The organism is Streptococcus sp. Marseille-P7375 (assembly GCF_902460365.1).
Lineage (GTDB): Bacteria > Bacillota > Bacilli > Lactobacillales > Streptococcaceae > Streptococcus > Streptococcus cristatus_I.
This window is the reverse complement of sequence record NZ_CABPTR010000003.1, coordinates 229,857-245,609: the sequence shown is the minus strand read 5'-3', so window position 1 is coordinate 245,609 and position 15,753 is coordinate 229,857. Positions and strand designations below refer to the sequence as shown.

12 protein-coding genes and 1 other annotated feature are annotated in these 15,753 nt (G+C 41.7%); of the genes, 1 reads left to right on the top strand and 11 read right to left on the bottom strand.

Annotation, left to right across the window (positions count from 1 at the left end; all coding sequences use genetic code 11):
• Positions 1 to 38: 38 nt before the first annotated feature.
• Both treC and treP read right to left on the bottom strand, forming a co-directional pair.
• Positions 39 to 1,664: an alpha,alpha-phosphotrehalase gene (gene treC / locus FZ954_RS08685; protein WP_148878072.1), complete on the bottom strand. Its 1,626-nt coding sequence runs from the start codon at positions 1,662 to 1,664 to the stop codon at positions 39 to 41.
• A gap of 62 nt (positions 1,665 to 1,726) precedes the next feature.
• On the bottom strand, positions 1,727 to 3,694 hold the full coding sequence (treP, locus tag FZ954_RS08680; RefSeq protein WP_148878071.1) for a PTS system trehalose-specific EIIBC component: 1,968 nt from the start codon (positions 3,692 to 3,694) through the stop codon (positions 1,727 to 1,729).
• A 185-nt stretch (positions 3,695 to 3,879) separates the two neighbouring features.
• On the opposite strand from treP, the gene treR reads away from it, so the two are divergent.
• Complete coding sequence (gene treR, locus FZ954_RS08675) at positions 3,880 to 4,593, top strand: trehalose operon repressor (protein ID WP_148878070.1); 714 nt, start codon at positions 3,880 to 3,882, stop codon at positions 4,591 to 4,593.
• 354 nt (positions 4,594 to 4,947) lie between these two features.
• Here the strand turns inward: treR and FZ954_RS08670 are convergent, their stop codons facing one another.
• The 9 genes from FZ954_RS08670 to FZ954_RS08625 all read right to left on the bottom strand — a co-directional run bounded on the left by FZ954_RS08670 (position 4,948) and on the right by FZ954_RS08625 (position 15,753).
• A complete protein-coding gene (locus tag FZ954_RS08670; protein ID WP_148878069.1) occupies positions 4,948 to 6,288 on the bottom strand; it encodes a hemolysin family protein in 1,341 nt (446 codons plus the stop codon).
• A gap of 90 nt (positions 6,289 to 6,378) precedes the next feature.
• Positions 6,379 to 8,025: a phosphoenolpyruvate carboxykinase (ATP) gene (locus FZ954_RS08665; protein WP_148878068.1), complete on the bottom strand. Its 1,647-nt coding sequence runs from the start codon at positions 8,023 to 8,025 to the stop codon at positions 6,379 to 6,381.
• Positions 8,026 to 8,412: 387 nt separating this feature from the next.
• Positions 8,413 to 9,537 carry an AI-2E family transporter gene (locus tag FZ954_RS08655; protein WP_148878066.1) on the bottom strand — a complete coding sequence of 375 codons (1,125 nt, stop codon included), beginning with the start codon at positions 9,535 to 9,537 and terminating at the stop codon, positions 8,413 to 8,415.
• A 273-nt stretch (positions 9,538 to 9,810) separates the two neighbouring features.
• On the bottom strand, positions 9,811 to 10,113 hold the full coding sequence (locus tag FZ954_RS08650) for a DUF1827 family protein (protein ID WP_005590795.1): 303 nt from the start codon (positions 10,111 to 10,113) through the stop codon (positions 9,811 to 9,813).
• Between the two features lie 99 nt (positions 10,114 to 10,212).
• Complete coding sequence (locus tag FZ954_RS08645) at positions 10,213 to 10,665, bottom strand: NUDIX domain-containing protein (protein WP_148878065.1); 453 nt, start codon at positions 10,663 to 10,665, stop codon at positions 10,213 to 10,215.
• Between the two features lie 193 nt (positions 10,666 to 10,858).
• The gene (gene ileS / locus FZ954_RS08640) at positions 10,859 to 13,651 is read right to left on the bottom strand and encodes an isoleucine--tRNA ligase (protein ID WP_148878064.1); all 2,793 of its coding nucleotides are present in this window, start codon (positions 13,649 to 13,651) and stop codon (positions 10,859 to 10,861) included.
• A 52-nt stretch (positions 13,652 to 13,703) separates the two neighbouring features.
• Positions 13,704 to 13,907, bottom strand: a binding site (T-box leader).
• Positions 13,904 to 14,689: a DivIVA domain-containing protein gene (locus FZ954_RS08635; protein WP_048764070.1), complete on the bottom strand. Its 786-nt coding sequence runs from the start codon at positions 14,687 to 14,689 to the stop codon at positions 13,904 to 13,906. (Overlaps the previous feature by 4 nt.)
• A gap of 9 nt (positions 14,690 to 14,698) precedes the next feature.
• The gene (locus tag FZ954_RS08630) at positions 14,699 to 15,484 is read right to left on the bottom strand and encodes an RNA-binding protein (protein WP_148878063.1); all 786 of its coding nucleotides are present in this window, start codon (positions 15,482 to 15,484) and stop codon (positions 14,699 to 14,701) included.
• Positions 15,478 to 15,753 (bottom strand): YggT family protein, encoded by a 276-nt coding sequence (locus FZ954_RS08625; RefSeq protein WP_148878062.1) that lies wholly within the window; start codon positions 15,751 to 15,753, stop codon positions 15,478 to 15,480. The genes FZ954_RS08630 and FZ954_RS08625 overlap by 7 nt, the downstream gene beginning before the upstream one ends.

Here is a 15,753-nt window from a genome sequence, read left to right as displayed (position 1 = left end):
GCACCATACTTAAAAGAAGCTTAAGCTGGTTTTAATCATTATTTTACTAGAATAGCTAACGTTTCATAGGGTTTCAAGGTCATGGTCGCTGCTACTGCTGTCTCCTCGTAATTCGAAATCAGCACCTGGCCATTTTGATAGTCTGGTAGGATGTCCAAGGTAATCGGGTCAGCATAGAAGTTGTTAAGGACTAAAAGTTTTTGTCCTTGCCACTCCCGCTCAAAGGCATAGACCTGAGGACTGTCCTCATAGGCTGGCTGATAGCTGCCCTCTGCGATGATCGGCAGTTCCTTACGCAGGGCAATCAATTTCTGATAAAAGGTAAAAATCGGGCCATTGATTTCATTTTCCACATTGATAAGAGGATAGGATTTGCCCGCCTTCAGCCATGGAGTTCCTGTTGTAAAACCTGCATTGACTGAATCATCCCACTGCATAGGCGTCCGAGAATTATCACGAGATTTAGCCTTGATAATCCTGAAGGCTGCTTCTGGCGATTGACCTTCAGCAAGCAGAGTCTGGTAAGCATTGAGAGACTCGACATCCACATAATCTTCCATGGAGTCGTAGTTAGGATCCACCATGCCAATCTCCTCACCCATGTAGATATAAGGCGTCCCGCGCGACAGATGAATACTGGCTGCCAACATGGTCGCTCCTTCATTGCGGAAATTCTCTACATCAACAAAGCGGTTGAGAGCTCGCGGCTGATCATGGTTGTTCCAAAAGAGAGCTGACCAGCCGTCGTGATCGCTCATTTCCTTGCCCCAAGTGTGGAAGAGGCGTTTTAATTCTTCAAAGTCAAAAGCCTTAAGCGTCCACTTCTGTCCATCTTCATAGTCCACTTTGAGATGATGGAAATTAAAGGCCATAGACAGCTCCTGCCTGTCTGGTGCGGTGTAAAGGATGCAATTTTCAATCGTCGTAGCACTCATTTCGCCAACCGTCATAACGGAATCGTCCTGTCCAAAAGTTGCTTCGTTCATCATATGCAGATAGTCATGGACGATTGGCTTATCGGTATAGGCTGGCTTGCCCTCCTGCTCTGGACAGTCCGCCAGCACCTCATCTTTTCCAATGACATTGATGACATCAAAGCGGAAGCCTTTGACTCCCTTGTCCCGCCAAAAATTCACCACTTTGAAGAGCTCTTGACGAACATTGGGATTGCGCCAGTTAAGATCAGCTTGAGTCACATCATAAAGATGCAGATAATATTTTCCTGTATCGCCAAATGGCGCCCAGGCACTGCCGCCAAATTTGGACAGCCAATCCGTCGGCTCATCTCGCAGGATAAAGAAGTCCTGATAGTAGGAATCCCCAGTCAGTGCCTTTTGGAACCACTCATGTTCAATTGAGCAGTGATTGAGAACCATGTCCAGCATGAAGTCAATACCATGCTGCTGGCCAACCTTGACCATCTCTTCAAAATCCGCCATATCTCCAAAGATAGGATCAACTGCAGTGTAGTCAGAAATATCATACCCATTGTCCCGCTGCGGACTCGGATAGAAAGGATTGAGCCAGATCATGTCCACTCCCAGCTCTTTTAAGTAAGGAAGTTTTTCAATAATCCCGCGAAAATCTCCCAAACCATTGCCAGTCGTGTCTTTAAAAGATTTTGGATAAATTTGGTAGATAACCTTTGTTTTATCAAGTGTCATATTTTCTCCTTTTTTGATAAAAGGGAGGGGCTCAGAGCCGCCATCCCATGAGTTAACTATTTTTAGATCCGTTTTGCTATCATCAATTTATCGCCGCGTTTGACATAGCTAGGATATTCTCCACTTATATCTGCTACAAAAGCATCCTGGTTGGTGATAATGATAGGTGTTTCTGTCACAAGCCCTGCAGCCTTGATAACATCCATATCAAAACTAATCAGTTTTTGTCCAATCGTCACATGATCGCCTTGCGCAATATGGGCTTCAAAGCCCTTGCCATCTAGACCGACCGTATCCATCCCGATATGCATAAGCATTTCCACACCTTCGTCCGATACGATGCCGACGGCATGTTTGGTTGGGAAGAGAACAGTCACCGTACCGTTCACAGGTGACACCAACTCACCTTCACTTGGCTCAATCACTAAGCCTTGGCCCATTACGCCAGATGAAAATACTGGATCAGTTGCCTGACTGAGTTCTTTTACTTGACCAGCAAGAGGACTAACGATTTCTACTGGTGCGACAATCTTTGTTTCTTGATGGGCGAATTCTGCTTCTTCTTGAGCTGCAAATTCTGCTTGTAGTTCTGTATCATCTTCCGTTTTTGTGAAAAATCCTGCTTTACGGAAGAAGAAGGTCAAAGCCATTGGTACAACGATTGCGACAAGCATCACTCCTGCAAATGGAAGCATATATTTTGCTTGGATAGAAAGAATACCCGGTAAGCCACCAATCCCGATAGCATTGGCCGTGATATTAAAGGTTACAGAAAGCAGGCCAGCAATAGATGAACCAATCATCCCTGCAACGAATGGATAGATGTACTTGACATTGACCCCGAAAAGGGCTGGTTCCGTAACACCAAGGTAAGCCGAAATAGTAGCTGGCAAGGAAATTTGTGCTTCCCGCTCATCGTGACGGTTCATAAGGTAATAAGCAAAAACAGCTGAACCTTGAGCAATATTTGACAAAGCAATCATTGGCCAAAGACCAGTACCACCAGCATCCGCTACCAATTGAGTATCAATGGCATTGGTCATGTGGTGAAGACCAGTGATGACAAACGGAGCATAAAGGGCACCAAAGACAGCACCAAAGAGCCATTTAACAGGACCAGTCAAACCTGCAAGAACGACTGTTGAAAGTCCCTGACCGATTGCCCAACCGATAGGTCCCAAGACTGTGTGAGCCAAAATCAAGGCTGGAATCAATGATAAGAAAGGCACAAAAATCATAGATACCACTTCTGGAATATGTTTTCGCCAGAAGATTTCTAGATAAGACAAGGAAAGTCCTGCTAGCAAAGCTGGAATGACCTGCGCTTGGTAACCGATACGATTAACAGTGAAGAAACCGAAATCCCAAACCCAATTCTTAGCAATTTCAGCTGCTGGTGTCGATGCCACTGCGTAAGCATTGAGCAACTGCGGTGACACCAAACAGATCCCCAAGACAATACCCAGAATCTGGCTAGTTCCCATCTTACGAGAAACAGACCAAGTGATTCCTACTGGTAAAAATTGGAAAATCGCTTCACCTGGAAGCCACAAGAAATGGTTGATCCCAGCCCAGAATTGAGACACTTCTGTGATGGTTTTCCCATCCAACATAGACCAATGCACGCCTTCAAGAACATTCCTAAAGCCGAGGATCAATCCTCCGACAATTAAGGCTGGAATGATTGGAGTAAAGATTTCAGCCAGAGTCGTCATGACCCGCTGAACTGGATTTTGATGACTCTTAGCTGCTGACTTGGCTGCTTCTTTGGAAACACCCTCGATACCTGATACAGCTGTAAAATCATTATAAAAAATCGGCACATCATTTCCAATAATCACTTGAAACTGCCCAGCATTGGTAAAAGTTCCTTTTACGACTGGAATGGCTTCAATAGCCTTAACATTGGCTTTCTTTTCGTCACCAAGTACGAAACGCATCCGAGTCGCACAATGAGTGACCGCTGTGACATTCTCTTTGCCGCCAATCGCCTTCAGCAAATCTTTAGCTTCCTTTTCAAATTTTCCCATTTGACTTGTGGCTGGAAATCATCCAGCACTCTCCTTATATTTTGATACCGCTAGTTTCTTAACTAGCTTACAAACTTAATTGTAATCGATAACAACCCTGTATGCAACTTGTTTGTTGTAAAAATAGAGTATTTCTGCTAAAATTTTGATAGTTGTATGGTAAAAAGAATACAAGAGAGGGATTTATGAAGAAATACAAACAATTATTCAAACAACTTGAAAGAGATATTTTAGGCGAAAAATACCAGCTCGGTGACTTTCTTCCTAGTGAACATCAGCTGATGGAAATCTACCAAGTCAGTCGAGATACAGTTCGCAAGGCTTTAGCGCTCCTGCAAGAAGAGGGACTGATTGAGAAAGTGCGGGGGCAGGGCTCCAAAGTCGTCAAACAGGAACAATTAGATTTCCCTGTTTCTAACTTAACCAGTTATCAAGAATTAGTGGCACAGCATCAACTTCAATCCAAGACCAATGTCATCAGCCTTGATAAAATCACTGTAGATAAAAAGCTCTCAAAAACAACCGGCTTTCCAGAGTACCGCTTGGTTTGGCGTATTGTCCGGCAGCGAGTGGTCGACAACATCGCTTCTGTCTTGGATATTGACTATTTGGATAAAAGCTTGGTGCCAGATCTGACCAGAGAAATTGGTGAGCATTCTATCTATGCCTACTTGGAAGAAACCTTAAAGCTTAACATTGCCTATGCTAGAAAAGAAATTACAATCGATCATGTTAGTGACCAAGACCAGATCCTTATGGACATCGGCCGAGACCAGCATGTCGTTTCTATCAAATCTCAGGTCTATCTAGCTGATGGCCGCCAGTTTCAATACACAGAGAGTCGGCACAAACTAGATAAATTTCGCTTTGTGGACTTTGCTACTCGGCAGAAAGAATGAAGGCTTGATTCAGCGAGCATAAAAAAACTCCTCTGTCAGCTAAAATCTAGCGAGCAGAGGAGTTTTCCTGTTCTTTGGTTTGTTGTTTAGTTTTATAAGTTTTTTATATTTAGGAGATGATATGAAAAATTTATGAAATGTTGATACGAGAATCTATTTCTTGCTTCTATTGCTATTACTGGTTAGGCTGCTTCGTTTAACTTGGAGCGAATGAATGATTTCTGATAGGTTACTTTTACTTTATATGTCATTGGACTGCCCTCATTTCTTATTTGTTGAGACTACTATAAGACTTTCAGCTTAAGCATTCCTTATAAAAATCTTGCGGAAAACTTAAAACAAAAGAAGCTGAATTTATTTTTCAGCTTCTTCATCTTCTTCAATCATTTCAGATATTTCCACTTTCACCTTAGTGACACGGCCATTTTTAACCTTGTCATTGGTCAAAATCAGTTTTTTATTCTGGCTTTTCACTTCATAGCTGAGCCGCTCTGTTGGATTTGGAATGGTTCCAACACCAGTCAGATAATAACCAGCAATAGTATCCACATCATCACTATCGATTTCAACTTCAAAGTATTCATTGAAGTCATTGAGGGTCATGGTTCCTAAAACAATGTAGGTATTCTCACCGATTTCATGAACTTCGATAGCAACCTTGTCTGTTTCGTCTTCGATTTCACCGACGATTTCCTCCAACAAGTCTTCAAGCGTCACGAGACCTGCCATACCACCATACTCATCCAGCAGAATCGCCATTTGATTTTGGGTATTCCGGAGAGATTTGAGCAAATCATCCACGAAAATCGTTTCAGGGACAAAGAGTGGCTCTTGCAGAATCTTACGGAGATTGAGATTGTCGAATCCATTAGCGAAGGCTTCATTCAGCAAGCGCTTGGTGTGAATCAAGCCGATCACATTGTCCTTATCGCCATCATAGACAGGAATTCGTGAGAAATTTTGCTTGAGGATACTTTCGATGATTTCCTTGGTATCATCCTGAATATCAACCATAAAGGCATCTGTCCGTGGCACCATGAGTTCACGCGCCACCATTTCATCCAGCGAGAAAATCCCCTGCAGCATTTCGATTTCATCTGCATCCAGCGTCTCCTCACTATTGGTCAGCATGTACTCAATCTCATCTCGGGTCATTTTTTCATCCGCATCATCAAACTTCATCGGCGTCATCTGACTGAGAAGATTGGTAGAGGCTGAAAGCAACCAGACAAACGGACTGACAATTTTCCCGAGGAAGATAATCACTGGTGCAGTCCGAATAGCCAAACTATCCTTAAGATTCATAGCGATTCTCTTAGGATAAAGCTCCCCTAAAACAATAGAAATATAGGTAAGGAGAGCAAGGGCCAAGAAACTAGCAACTGCATGTGCCGTCTTGGAATCACCCATCCAAGAAGCAAAGATTTTCCCTAGATTATCCGCAAAGCTTGCCCCCGACAGGATATTGATGACGGTGATACCGACCTGAATCGTTGACAGAAAGTTATTGGGACTTTCAAGAACTTTTAATAAACGAACATATTTGGCATCGCCTTCTTCGGCTTTCTGCTCAACGCGAGATCGATTGAGCGACACCATCGCCATCTCAGAAGCTGAGAAAAAGGCATTTAGTAAGGTTAAAACAAATAGCAGTATTGCTTGCAATAAAATACTCTGACTGCCAGGGTCTTCCATGGATTCTTCTCCTAAAAATTATAATCAACTTTGATTATAACATATTTTTGGGATTCGTGCACAAGGATTTATAGGAAAGCGTTTTGCAGATTAATCCTCTAAGTCCTGCAAGACTTTTTCTAGCCGGGAAATAGCTCCAACAGGCAGGGCTGTCTTGGGATATTTCTGATTAAAGGCCAATAGAAAGTTTAAACGAACCTGCATTCTTTCACGAATGAGCTGTCTGTACTTGTCGTCAAAGTTTGGAACAGCATAACTCTTATAATCCAAGTATTCAAAACCTTCTAAAGGACCAAAAGGCTTAAATTGAGCCCTTCCCTCTACAATCTGCTCGATAATGTCTAAAGATACTTCCTTTGAGATACCTTTGCCCATGTAAAAACCAGTATTGATAATGTAGCAAGCAACTCCCGACTCAAATAAACGACGGAATTTCCGATAATCTTCCACCAATGGATAGACTCGGAAAGGATTGGCATAAGGTTCAATAACCAAGTCTTCGTGCAAGCCAGTAACATTCTCAGCATTAGAACGCTTGGTCATCAGGGTGCAGCCCATTGTGGAAGCCATCAGCGGATCATTGATCTTAACCAGAGGCGGCAGAGAGTCATCTTTCATAATCCAGAAGATAGCGTTGATGGGCTCATCAATTCTGTCTACTCGATTTGGGGTCGCAAAACGCGATTTGACAGTCCGTCCATTCCCGTTACGGATGTCCTCAGTCACTAGCTTTTTCCGCCCGTTTTCATCCAGCGTCACTCCACAATTCTGCACGGTGACAAAGAAATCCTGCTCACTATGGCCTGTAGGATAGTCATTGGTCTTGTCAAAATAAGACGGTTCGAGGGCAATAGAGGAGCCATCCTTGACTGAGATAATGAAGGCATCGTCATGGAGAACCTTGATATCATATTTATGGCCATGTTTGGCATGCGTCAATGTGGATTTTCCTGAACCGGATAGACCAAAGAAAGATGCAACATAGTCTTCTTTTTCCGTCTTCTGCTTGAAGATTTTCAGACCTCCGTGGCAGGCAACATAGCCATTTCTGGCAGCCGTCCCCCAGGCTAAAGTCAAGGTCGCCTTTTTCAGTTCTCCGAAATAATTTAAGCCCAGAATAACGGCACAATTATGATTGGTATCAAAGTAAACCAAACCTTCAGGATAGTCTGGATGCGTCCACTTGGGATCAAAAAAGACAAAGATATCATTTTCCTCGTACTTTTTAGAAGCTCGTAGGCGGTTCTTAAATTCCTCGTCCAAAATCTGGAAATTCAAGAGCCAAGAATAAAGATTATTGATTTCTTCCTGAGGAACCATCAGATGGGCGCAAACCATGAAGTCCTCATCCAGCCCCACGACTGCATCTGCCTTATAAAAGGTCCTCTGATGTGCCTGATAAACAGCACTACAAACCAGAAATAGCAAGTGCTCATCTTCCTGACGATCTCTGCCATAAATTCGTCTAGCCTTGGCAGTTCGGCCGACAACAGCCCCCGAGTTAGTTAATAAAACGCGGGCATAGGAAGGAAGTCCCAGCTCCTTAGTATGAATCACCGGCATGTCCAGCACAACCGTTCCAGCAGCTACCGAGGCCAGTTGATAGGCCTCTTCTACGGTCTTGATTGCCTGTACCTGATTCTCATAAAAGGCTGTCTCTACAATGGTCTTCAAGGGCGAAAAATAAGAAGAATCTTTTCTTATTTCTTGCGGAGAAAATTTACGACGTGTTACCATAACGATACCTCCTTTATGCTATTACTATTATTTTAGCATAAATATCCAGTGATGAACCATAAAAAATGCAGTAAAAAAGAGTTTGGGACAAAAGTCCGACATCAAATATAAAAAGCGAACAAAACTAGTTTTCTGGTAATCAGAATTCTGCTTTGTTCGCTTTTTGCATTTAATAATAGATTTGAAGGGCTTAATAATTAAGATTTTTAAAAATTAAATTCTCTTTGTTCCAGACTACTCAATTGTCTTTGGATTGTCGAGCAAGACGCCGTGGTTGAGTGGGCTCTACTACGCTGATTTCATCAGCTTTTATAGCCCTACTCAACTGTGCGGAGGTGAGACGACGAAATCGAATTCTAACGAATTACCGATTTCTGTCTCACTCTCCTATTTTTTTATAATACCAAATTCTTCATTCTTCTTTTGTTGCTGAGCTTCCTTGTGATTGTCATAGAGGTTGGCGAGGAATTTCACAATTTCCTTGAGGATGGAGTAGGTCGGAATCGCTACAATCATGCCCATAATACCATAGATATTACTTGAAAGAAGCAAGAGAACCATAATCGTAATAGGGTGCACTTTCATAACACTCCCAACAATACGAGGATAGAGGATATTCCCATCAATCTGCTGGATAATCAACATATAGATTAAGGCTGCCAGCATTTTATTAGGGTCAGTAAAAAAGTAGGTAATCAGCATGGGAATCAAGCCGATACTAGGGCCCACATAAGGGATCAAGTTAGCCAAAGCTGAAAAAATAGCAAAGACCAAGGCATACTTGAGTCCAATAACACTGTAACCAATATAAGCTAAGGTCCCAATCAGCAAGGCGTCTATCGAAATTCCGCTGATATAACGGGCAACGGTCGCATTGAGATTGGTTAAGAGACTAGATATATTGAGTTTATCGCGCTTAAGAACTGTCCGCTCCAGCATAGGCAAAAGTTTGTGTCCATCCATCAGGAAGTAGACCAAAAAAATCGGCGTCATGATGAGAATCATGAGGGTATTGATGACAGCAGACACTACACTACCCAGACTATTGGTAACACCATTTAGAATATTTTGCAGAATATCTACATAGGACAGGTTAAGCTGCTGGATAGTAGACTGAATATTTAAACTCTTAAATAAAGGATTTTTGGACAATTGATTAACAAAACTCTGAATTTCCCAATAGAGATTTTGTGTCGAGTTGATCAAGCTGGACAGCTGGTTAATCAAAATTGGCAAGAGGTAGATTACTCCTATTGTCACTAGACCAAACAGCAGGAAAAGAGTGATTAAAATCCCGAAAATTCGATTGATTTTCAACTTTTTTTCGAGCAGTGTCACCAGAGGATTTGTAATATAGTAGAGAAATCCTCCCATAACAAAAGGAATTAAAATCGTATTGATAACGCTCACCACTGGCGTAATCATATCTCCCATCTGCCGCCAGATGAAAAAGATAATCGTCAGCAGCAAGACTTCACTGGTCCAAAACATTAACTTACTTTTATGAAACATCTTTACTCTCCTCCAAGTTATTTTACCATAATTTATCATAAAATAAAGGTGATTTCATAAAAGAAAGAATAAAAATGGAAACATTATTAAGTTCGAAAAATTTGGCTAGTCAGAAAAGATCACACAATTCAAAATCTAAATCAGACAAATAAAAAAACACCTGAAAGCAAGAGCTGAAAAGCGGAGTCTTTCAAGTGATTTTGCTATTACTTCCATCAGGAAGCAAAGAATACAATTGAGAATGTAAAACTGTTTAAACCCGTAAACAAGTCATTATCCTTTAATCGGGATTGAAATCTCAATCAAACTATTGGCATAGATTGTCCGAATGGCAGAGGCGTCAATATTCTTTTGGTCAATTTTTCGTTTCAAAAAGAATTCTCTAATTTTTTCAATTTCTTGCTCTCTGATTGCGCGATGCTTATTTGAAATGAGAATTTCGTAATGGCTAGGAGCCTCTGTGAAAATAACATCACTATTGCCCGCAGAATAAACTTCTACCAGCGTTGCATCTGTACTTTCCAACTGATTTTTTACTAATTCTGCGTGGGTATTCGTCGTATTTATAAGCTTCATTCATTTGCCTCCTACCTTAAATCGTCGCTATTATTATAACACGTTTTTCAGGAATTGTGAACGATTACCTGTAATTTATATCATTTTACATATAGCAGGTTAGTTATTCTGATATTTGCGCTTCCACTGCTCAATTCCCCATTTATGGCTGCCACGTTTCAATTTTTCTATTGCAAGATCTACAGGAAACCATGCTAGATTATTAAAATCTTCCAGTGGATTTTCTACTTCTTGATAAGAAAGGGCTTCGTAAATATAGGCAGGATTATAGAAATGCGTGTCCCGATGGCGAGAATAAAAATACTCGTCCGCTTGACCAAAGTAATCTCCTACTTTAATGCTAAAACCAAGCTCTTCCAGCAATTCCCGCTCGAGAGTAGCCAGCTGGTCCTCTCCTTCTTCCATTTGGCCTCCAGGAAGAAACCAAGCGCCATTAGGTGCCTGTACCAAAATGATATTTTCTTTCTTTTCATCCGGAATCACTGCGTAAACTCCATAGCGTGTCACATACTCGACATTTTCCTCATGAACTCCAAAAACTGGATGGGTCATTATCTTTCCTCATTCCTTCTAATCTTTACTACTATCATAAAAAACTTATACTAGCCTGTCAAGAGTTTGAACTTATTTTTTCAGCTTCCACAAAGAAGTCTAATCCCTTAGTTTTTAAGCGAAAAAGTCCGCCTCAAGTGAGACGGACTTTCTTTTATTAGTTATCAGTCAAAGCTAACAAGATTCGGCTGGCTTATTTTTCTTCAAAACCTTGAGCAACTGCGTCAGCGAAGTTTTCTTCTACGATGCTTGCACAGTGGTCACAGATAACTGCATGATAGCTACGGTCTGCAGTAGTTGGATCAATACGACGGCAACGGTCACACACTTCACCTGCAGCGCGTTCAACTGTAAAGGCAACATCCTCAAAGCTAACTGCGCCTTCTGGAGCTGCACCTTCTGCGATGGTCAATTCTGACACGATCAAAAGTTGAGCTACATTGCTGTCCACTGCTCCAAGAAGAGTTTTCACCACTTCATTTGGATAAACTGTCAAGTGTGCTTCAAGCGATTTACCGATTACTTTGGCATTACGGGCTTCTTCCAGAGCTTTTTGAGCTTGTCCACGGAAGTCCATGAAGGCTGCCCATGTATCCAAGATTTCTTCTTGGTTAGCAAATGTTTGAGCTTCTGGCAATTCTGACAACTGAACAAAGTCTTCTGCTTCATGCTCTAGATAAGACCAGATTTCCTCTGCTGTGTGTGGCAGGATTGGTGTCAAGAGTTTCGTGATTTTGACAAGAATGTCATAGAAGACTGTCTGCATTTGACGACGTTCGAGTGATTTGGCACCTTCAATGTAGACAACATCTTTGGCAAAGTCAAGGTAGAAGGCTGACAAGTCAACGTTGATAAAGTTCACCAAGGCCTTGTAAATTGTCAAAAATTCAAAGTTTGCATAAGCATCACGAATGGTCTTAACAAGCTGGTTAAAGCGAATGGTCATGTACTTGTCAACGGAACGAAGCTCATCGTAAGCGACTGCGTCCTGAGCTGGGTTAAAGTCAGAGGTATTGGCAATCAAGAAACGAAGGGTGTTACGGATCTTACGGTAAGTTTCAGAGACTTGACTCAAGATATCCATAGAGATACGCACGTCGTTGCTTGAGTCAACACTTGTTACCCAAAGACGCAAAATTTCAGCACCGAATTGTTTTTCAACATCGCTTGGAGCAATGGTATTTCCAAGAGATTTAGACATCTTTTCACCTTTACCATCAAGGGCAAATCCTTGTGACAAGATTTGTTTGTATGGTGCTACGCCATGGTTGGCAACAGATGTGATAAGAGATGAGTTGAACCAACCACGGTATTGGTCAGAACCTTCTAGGTACAGGTCTGCTGGGTATTTGAGTTCTGGACGGTTGACCACCACTCCATTCCATGATGAACCTGAGTCGAACCAAACATCCATGATATCCGTTTCTTTCTTGAACTCGCCATTTGGTGAACCTGGATGCGTAAATCCTTCTGGCAAGAGGTCTTTAGCATCACGTTCCCACCAGACAATAGAGCCATGCTCTTCAAAGAGGTGAGCCACATGTTCAATCGTTTCAGCTGTCATGATTGGTGTTCCGTCTTCAGCATAGAAGATAGGAAGGGGAACTCCCCAAGCACGTTGACGAGAGATAACCCAGTCACCACGGTCGCGAATCATGTTGTAGAGACGCACTTTCCCCCATTCTGAGTGGAATTTCACTTTTTCAATTTCATCCAAGATTTCTTGGCGGAATTTTGATACAGAAGCAAACCATTGTGGCACTGCACGCCAAATGATTGGTTTTTTCGTACGCCAGTCAAATGGGTAGGAGTGAGAGATTTCTTCTTGGGCAAGAAGGAGGTTACCAAGTTTTTCGATAACAGTTGGAACCACCTTGTCATAGAATTGACCCGCAAAATCAGGACCAGCATTTTCCATCATGATCCCGCGTTCGTCAACTGTTACAGCAACTTCAAGACCATTAGCAACACCGACATTGTAGTCATCCTCACCAAAACCAGGCGCTGTATGGACGATACCTGTACCAGAGTCAGTCGTAACGTGGTCGCCAAGGATCACCAGCTCATCTACAGCCGTATCCCAAGGGTGGACTGTCACGATGTGGTTCAATACTTGACCACGGTAAGTCGCTAAGACTTGAACATCAGCCCAACCAAATTTCTCAGACAAACTAGTCAACAACTCTGCAGCAACCACAAACTTACGAGCTTCACCAGAAGGTTGGACCAAAACGTAATCAATATCTGCTCCAACTGTCAATCCACGAGAAGCTGTGATGGTAAATGGCGTGGTTGTCCATACAACGATATAGGTATCCGTATCTAGCACACCTTTTCCGTCTTTGACGCGGTTAGCATAGTAAAGGGAAGTTGAAAGCAAATCATGGTACTCAATTTCCGCTTCAGCAAGGGCTGACTCAGAAGACCATGACCAGTAAACTGGCTTGGCACCACGATAGATATAGCCTTTCTTAGCCATTTCACCGAAGACACGGATTTGAGCTGCTTCATAGTCTGGAGTCAAGGTCACATAAGGATTTTCCCAGTCACCAGAGACACCCAAACGTTTAAAGTCTTCTCGTTGTTTATCTACTTGGGAAAGAGCGTACTCGCGGCAAAGTTTTAAGTACTCAACCAAGTCCATTTCTTTGCGTTTAACACCTTGTTTAGCCAAGACTTGCTCGATTGGCAGACCATGAGTATCCCAACCTGGGATGTAAGGCGCGTAAAATCCTGACATCGATTTTGAACGAACAATAATATCTTTAGAAATCTTGTTCATAGCGTGTCCAACGTGGATATTTCCGTTGGCATATGGAGGTCCATCATGCAAGGTGAAATGCGGTTTTCCTTGGTTCAATTCTTGACGACGTTGGTAAAGTTTTGCTTCTTCCCATTCTTTTTGCCAAACTGGTTCTTTATTTGGCAAGCCAGCACGCATTGGAAATGCAGTTTTCCCAAGATTCAGGGTTTCTTTGAGTTTCATTTAGTCTCCTTATTCCATCATAATTTTCAAAATAAAAAACCACAAACTTCTCCGAAAGGACGAAAATTCGTGGTACCACCTTTGTTTAGACAGGAAAAAACCTGTCCCTCTTAGCCTGTAACGTAGGCCGACGTCGTTTCTTACTCGCTTCAGAAACGATGAAGCAGAATGATAAGTCAAACAAAAGGGATTACAGGTCTTTCACCACCACCTGCTCGCTGAAAATATTTTATTTGCCTTGTGTTTCTGCACTTATAAAAGATCCACTTGAACTTTAGAATCTTCATCCAAATCTGAAAGTTCTCCAGATTCTAAAATTTCTTTCTGTTGTGCTTGGATCAGCTCTTCATCTATAGTCTGAAGAGTCTGTGTTTCTGCCAAATCTCGATTTGCTTGCTCAATTCGTTCTTGTAATTCAGCTAACTCTTCAGGTGAGAATTGGCGCGTAACATCCACTTCTTCCTCTAGCTCGACTTTTTCTCCAAGCGCTTCTTCAACTACCATTTTAAAAGCTTCGTCACTGGTTTGAAGATAGGTAGCAGTCGGGCGAAGGATATCTTCCCAATCTGGAGAATCAACAATACTTAGTTGACTTTCAATTGTCGATTTGAGGCGCTGATGGAAGACACGTGTTTTATTTTTTAATTCTTCTGTCTCAACAGCTACTCTTTTGGCATTATCTGTAGCCTGACGAAGAATATCATTTGCCTTATACTTGGCTCTATCTAATAAACGTTGCGCATCTTGCTCTGCTTGCTGCACAATATTTCCTGAACGTTCTTGTGCTGCCTGCTTTACCCGCTCTGCTGTATCTTGTGCAATCAAAACAGATTGGCTGAGCGAGTCTTTCATTTCATCAAAATAAATTAGGCGCTCTTCAAGATTGCGGATTTTTGCTTCTTTCTCATGATTCTCGCGGATTAGTTCCTCATAATCATTGACAATGATATCAAGAAATTCTTCAACTTCATCAATATCATACCCTCTAAATTTGGTCGAAAAAGCTTTATCTCTAATATCTAATGATGTTAGTGCCATATTTCCTCCTTATTTGCTAGGTAATAATTCAACTGTTAGTTTATGCTTCCCATTTTTGGAAAAACCATTTTCTGTTAAAATCTTAAATCTTCCATATTTCCTAACGCTAATCAAATCGCCCAAAGAGAGCTGTTGGCTAGGATTATCAATGGTTCTGTAGTTCTGCTTTACCTGCTTCCCCATGATTAGTTCCACAGCTTGACTACGTGATAACTTAAAGACTGTGGCTACCAGCTTATCCAATCTGAGACTAGAGACTAAAACATCTGTTGTTTTAGTCGCCGGTGACTCTTGTAGCTGCTCTCTGAAATCAACTCTTCTTAGCCGAACTGGAACTTTAGCTATTTTAGAAACATTCGTAATGAAATATTCTTCTAATCTTCTATCCACAAATACTTGTGCACGGTCATCCACAACGATAATATCACCAAACGTCCGCCTCTCAATCCCTAGCTGATGCAAAAGAGTTCCCATAATTTGTGAATGAGTCACCTTATAGAACTTACTTGCATAGGTAATCTCTAGCAAGACCACATCGAAATCTTCGAGTTCTAATTGATAATAGCTAGGTGCAATCAACACTTTAGCAAACTCACTTGGAAAATAATCTGAACTAGCAAATACTTGCACATCATATTGCTTACTCAAATTTTTGAGAATATTGACCTGATGAGGATTCAAAAAAGCAGTCGTCTCATAGCTATATTGATTTTCTACTCTTTGAAGCAATTCCATGCTTTTATCCAGAAAATCTTGATCATCCTGAGAAAAATGCTGATAGATATTGTTTACCATAGCAATAACAAGGAAGCGAGGAAGTGTAGAAATAAGATATCAAGCACTCTCAAGGCAAAAAGTGCCGCCAGAACAGTAAAGTCTAATCTACCAAACTGCAAAGGCAACCTGCGGAACAAACGCAAAAATGGTTCAACCAGAGAACCGACAAGCCTTCCTAGGGCTGTTTGGTAAGCTCCAGGGAACCAAGACAAGAGTGCATAGATGAAAACGAGAAGGGAGTAAAGATCAATTAGATTAGAAACTAATTTTAAAATAAAGTAAATCAT

Excerpts from the sequence above, each read along its gene's own strand:
- treC (WP_148878072.1), bottom strand. The coding sequence starts at position 1,664 with ATGACACTTGATAAAACAAAGGTTATCTACCAAATTTATCCAAAATCT.
- treP (WP_148878071.1), bottom strand. The coding sequence starts at position 3,694 with ATGGGAAAATTTGAAAAGGAAGCTAAAGATTTGCTGAAGGCGATTGGC.
- treR (WP_148878070.1), top strand. The coding sequence starts at position 3,880 with ATGAAGAAATACAAACAATTATTCAAACAACTTGAAAGAGATATTTTA.
- FZ954_RS08670 (WP_148878069.1), bottom strand. The coding sequence starts at position 6,288 with ATGGAAGACCCTGGCAGTCAGAGTATTTTATTGCAAGCAATACTGCTA.
- FZ954_RS08665 (WP_148878068.1), bottom strand. The coding sequence starts at position 8,025 with ATGGTAACACGTCGTAAATTTTCTCCGCAAGAAATAAGAAAAGATTCT.
- FZ954_RS08655 (WP_148878066.1), bottom strand. The coding sequence starts at position 9,537 with ATGTTTCATAAAAGTAAGTTAATGTTTTGGACCAGTGAAGTCTTGCTG.
- FZ954_RS08650 (WP_005590795.1), bottom strand. The coding sequence starts at position 10,113 with ATGAAGCTTATAAATACGACGAATACCCACGCAGAATTAGTAAAAAAT.
- FZ954_RS08645 (WP_148878065.1), bottom strand. The coding sequence starts at position 10,665 with ATGACCCATCCAGTTTTTGGAGTTCATGAGGAAAATGTCGAGTATGTG.
- ileS (WP_148878064.1), bottom strand. The coding sequence starts at position 13,651 with ATGAAACTCAAAGAAACCCTGAATCTTGGGAAAACTGCATTTCCAATG.
- FZ954_RS08635 (WP_048764070.1), bottom strand. The coding sequence starts at position 14,689 with ATGGCACTAACATCATTAGATATTAGAGATAAAGCTTTTTCGACCAAA.
- FZ954_RS08630 (WP_148878063.1), bottom strand. The coding sequence starts at position 15,484 with ATGGTAAACAATATCTATCAGCATTTTTCTCAGGATGATCAAGATTTT.
- FZ954_RS08625 (WP_148878062.1), bottom strand. The coding sequence starts at position 15,753 with ATGATTTACTTTATTTTAAAATTAGTTTCTAATCTAATTGATCTTTAC.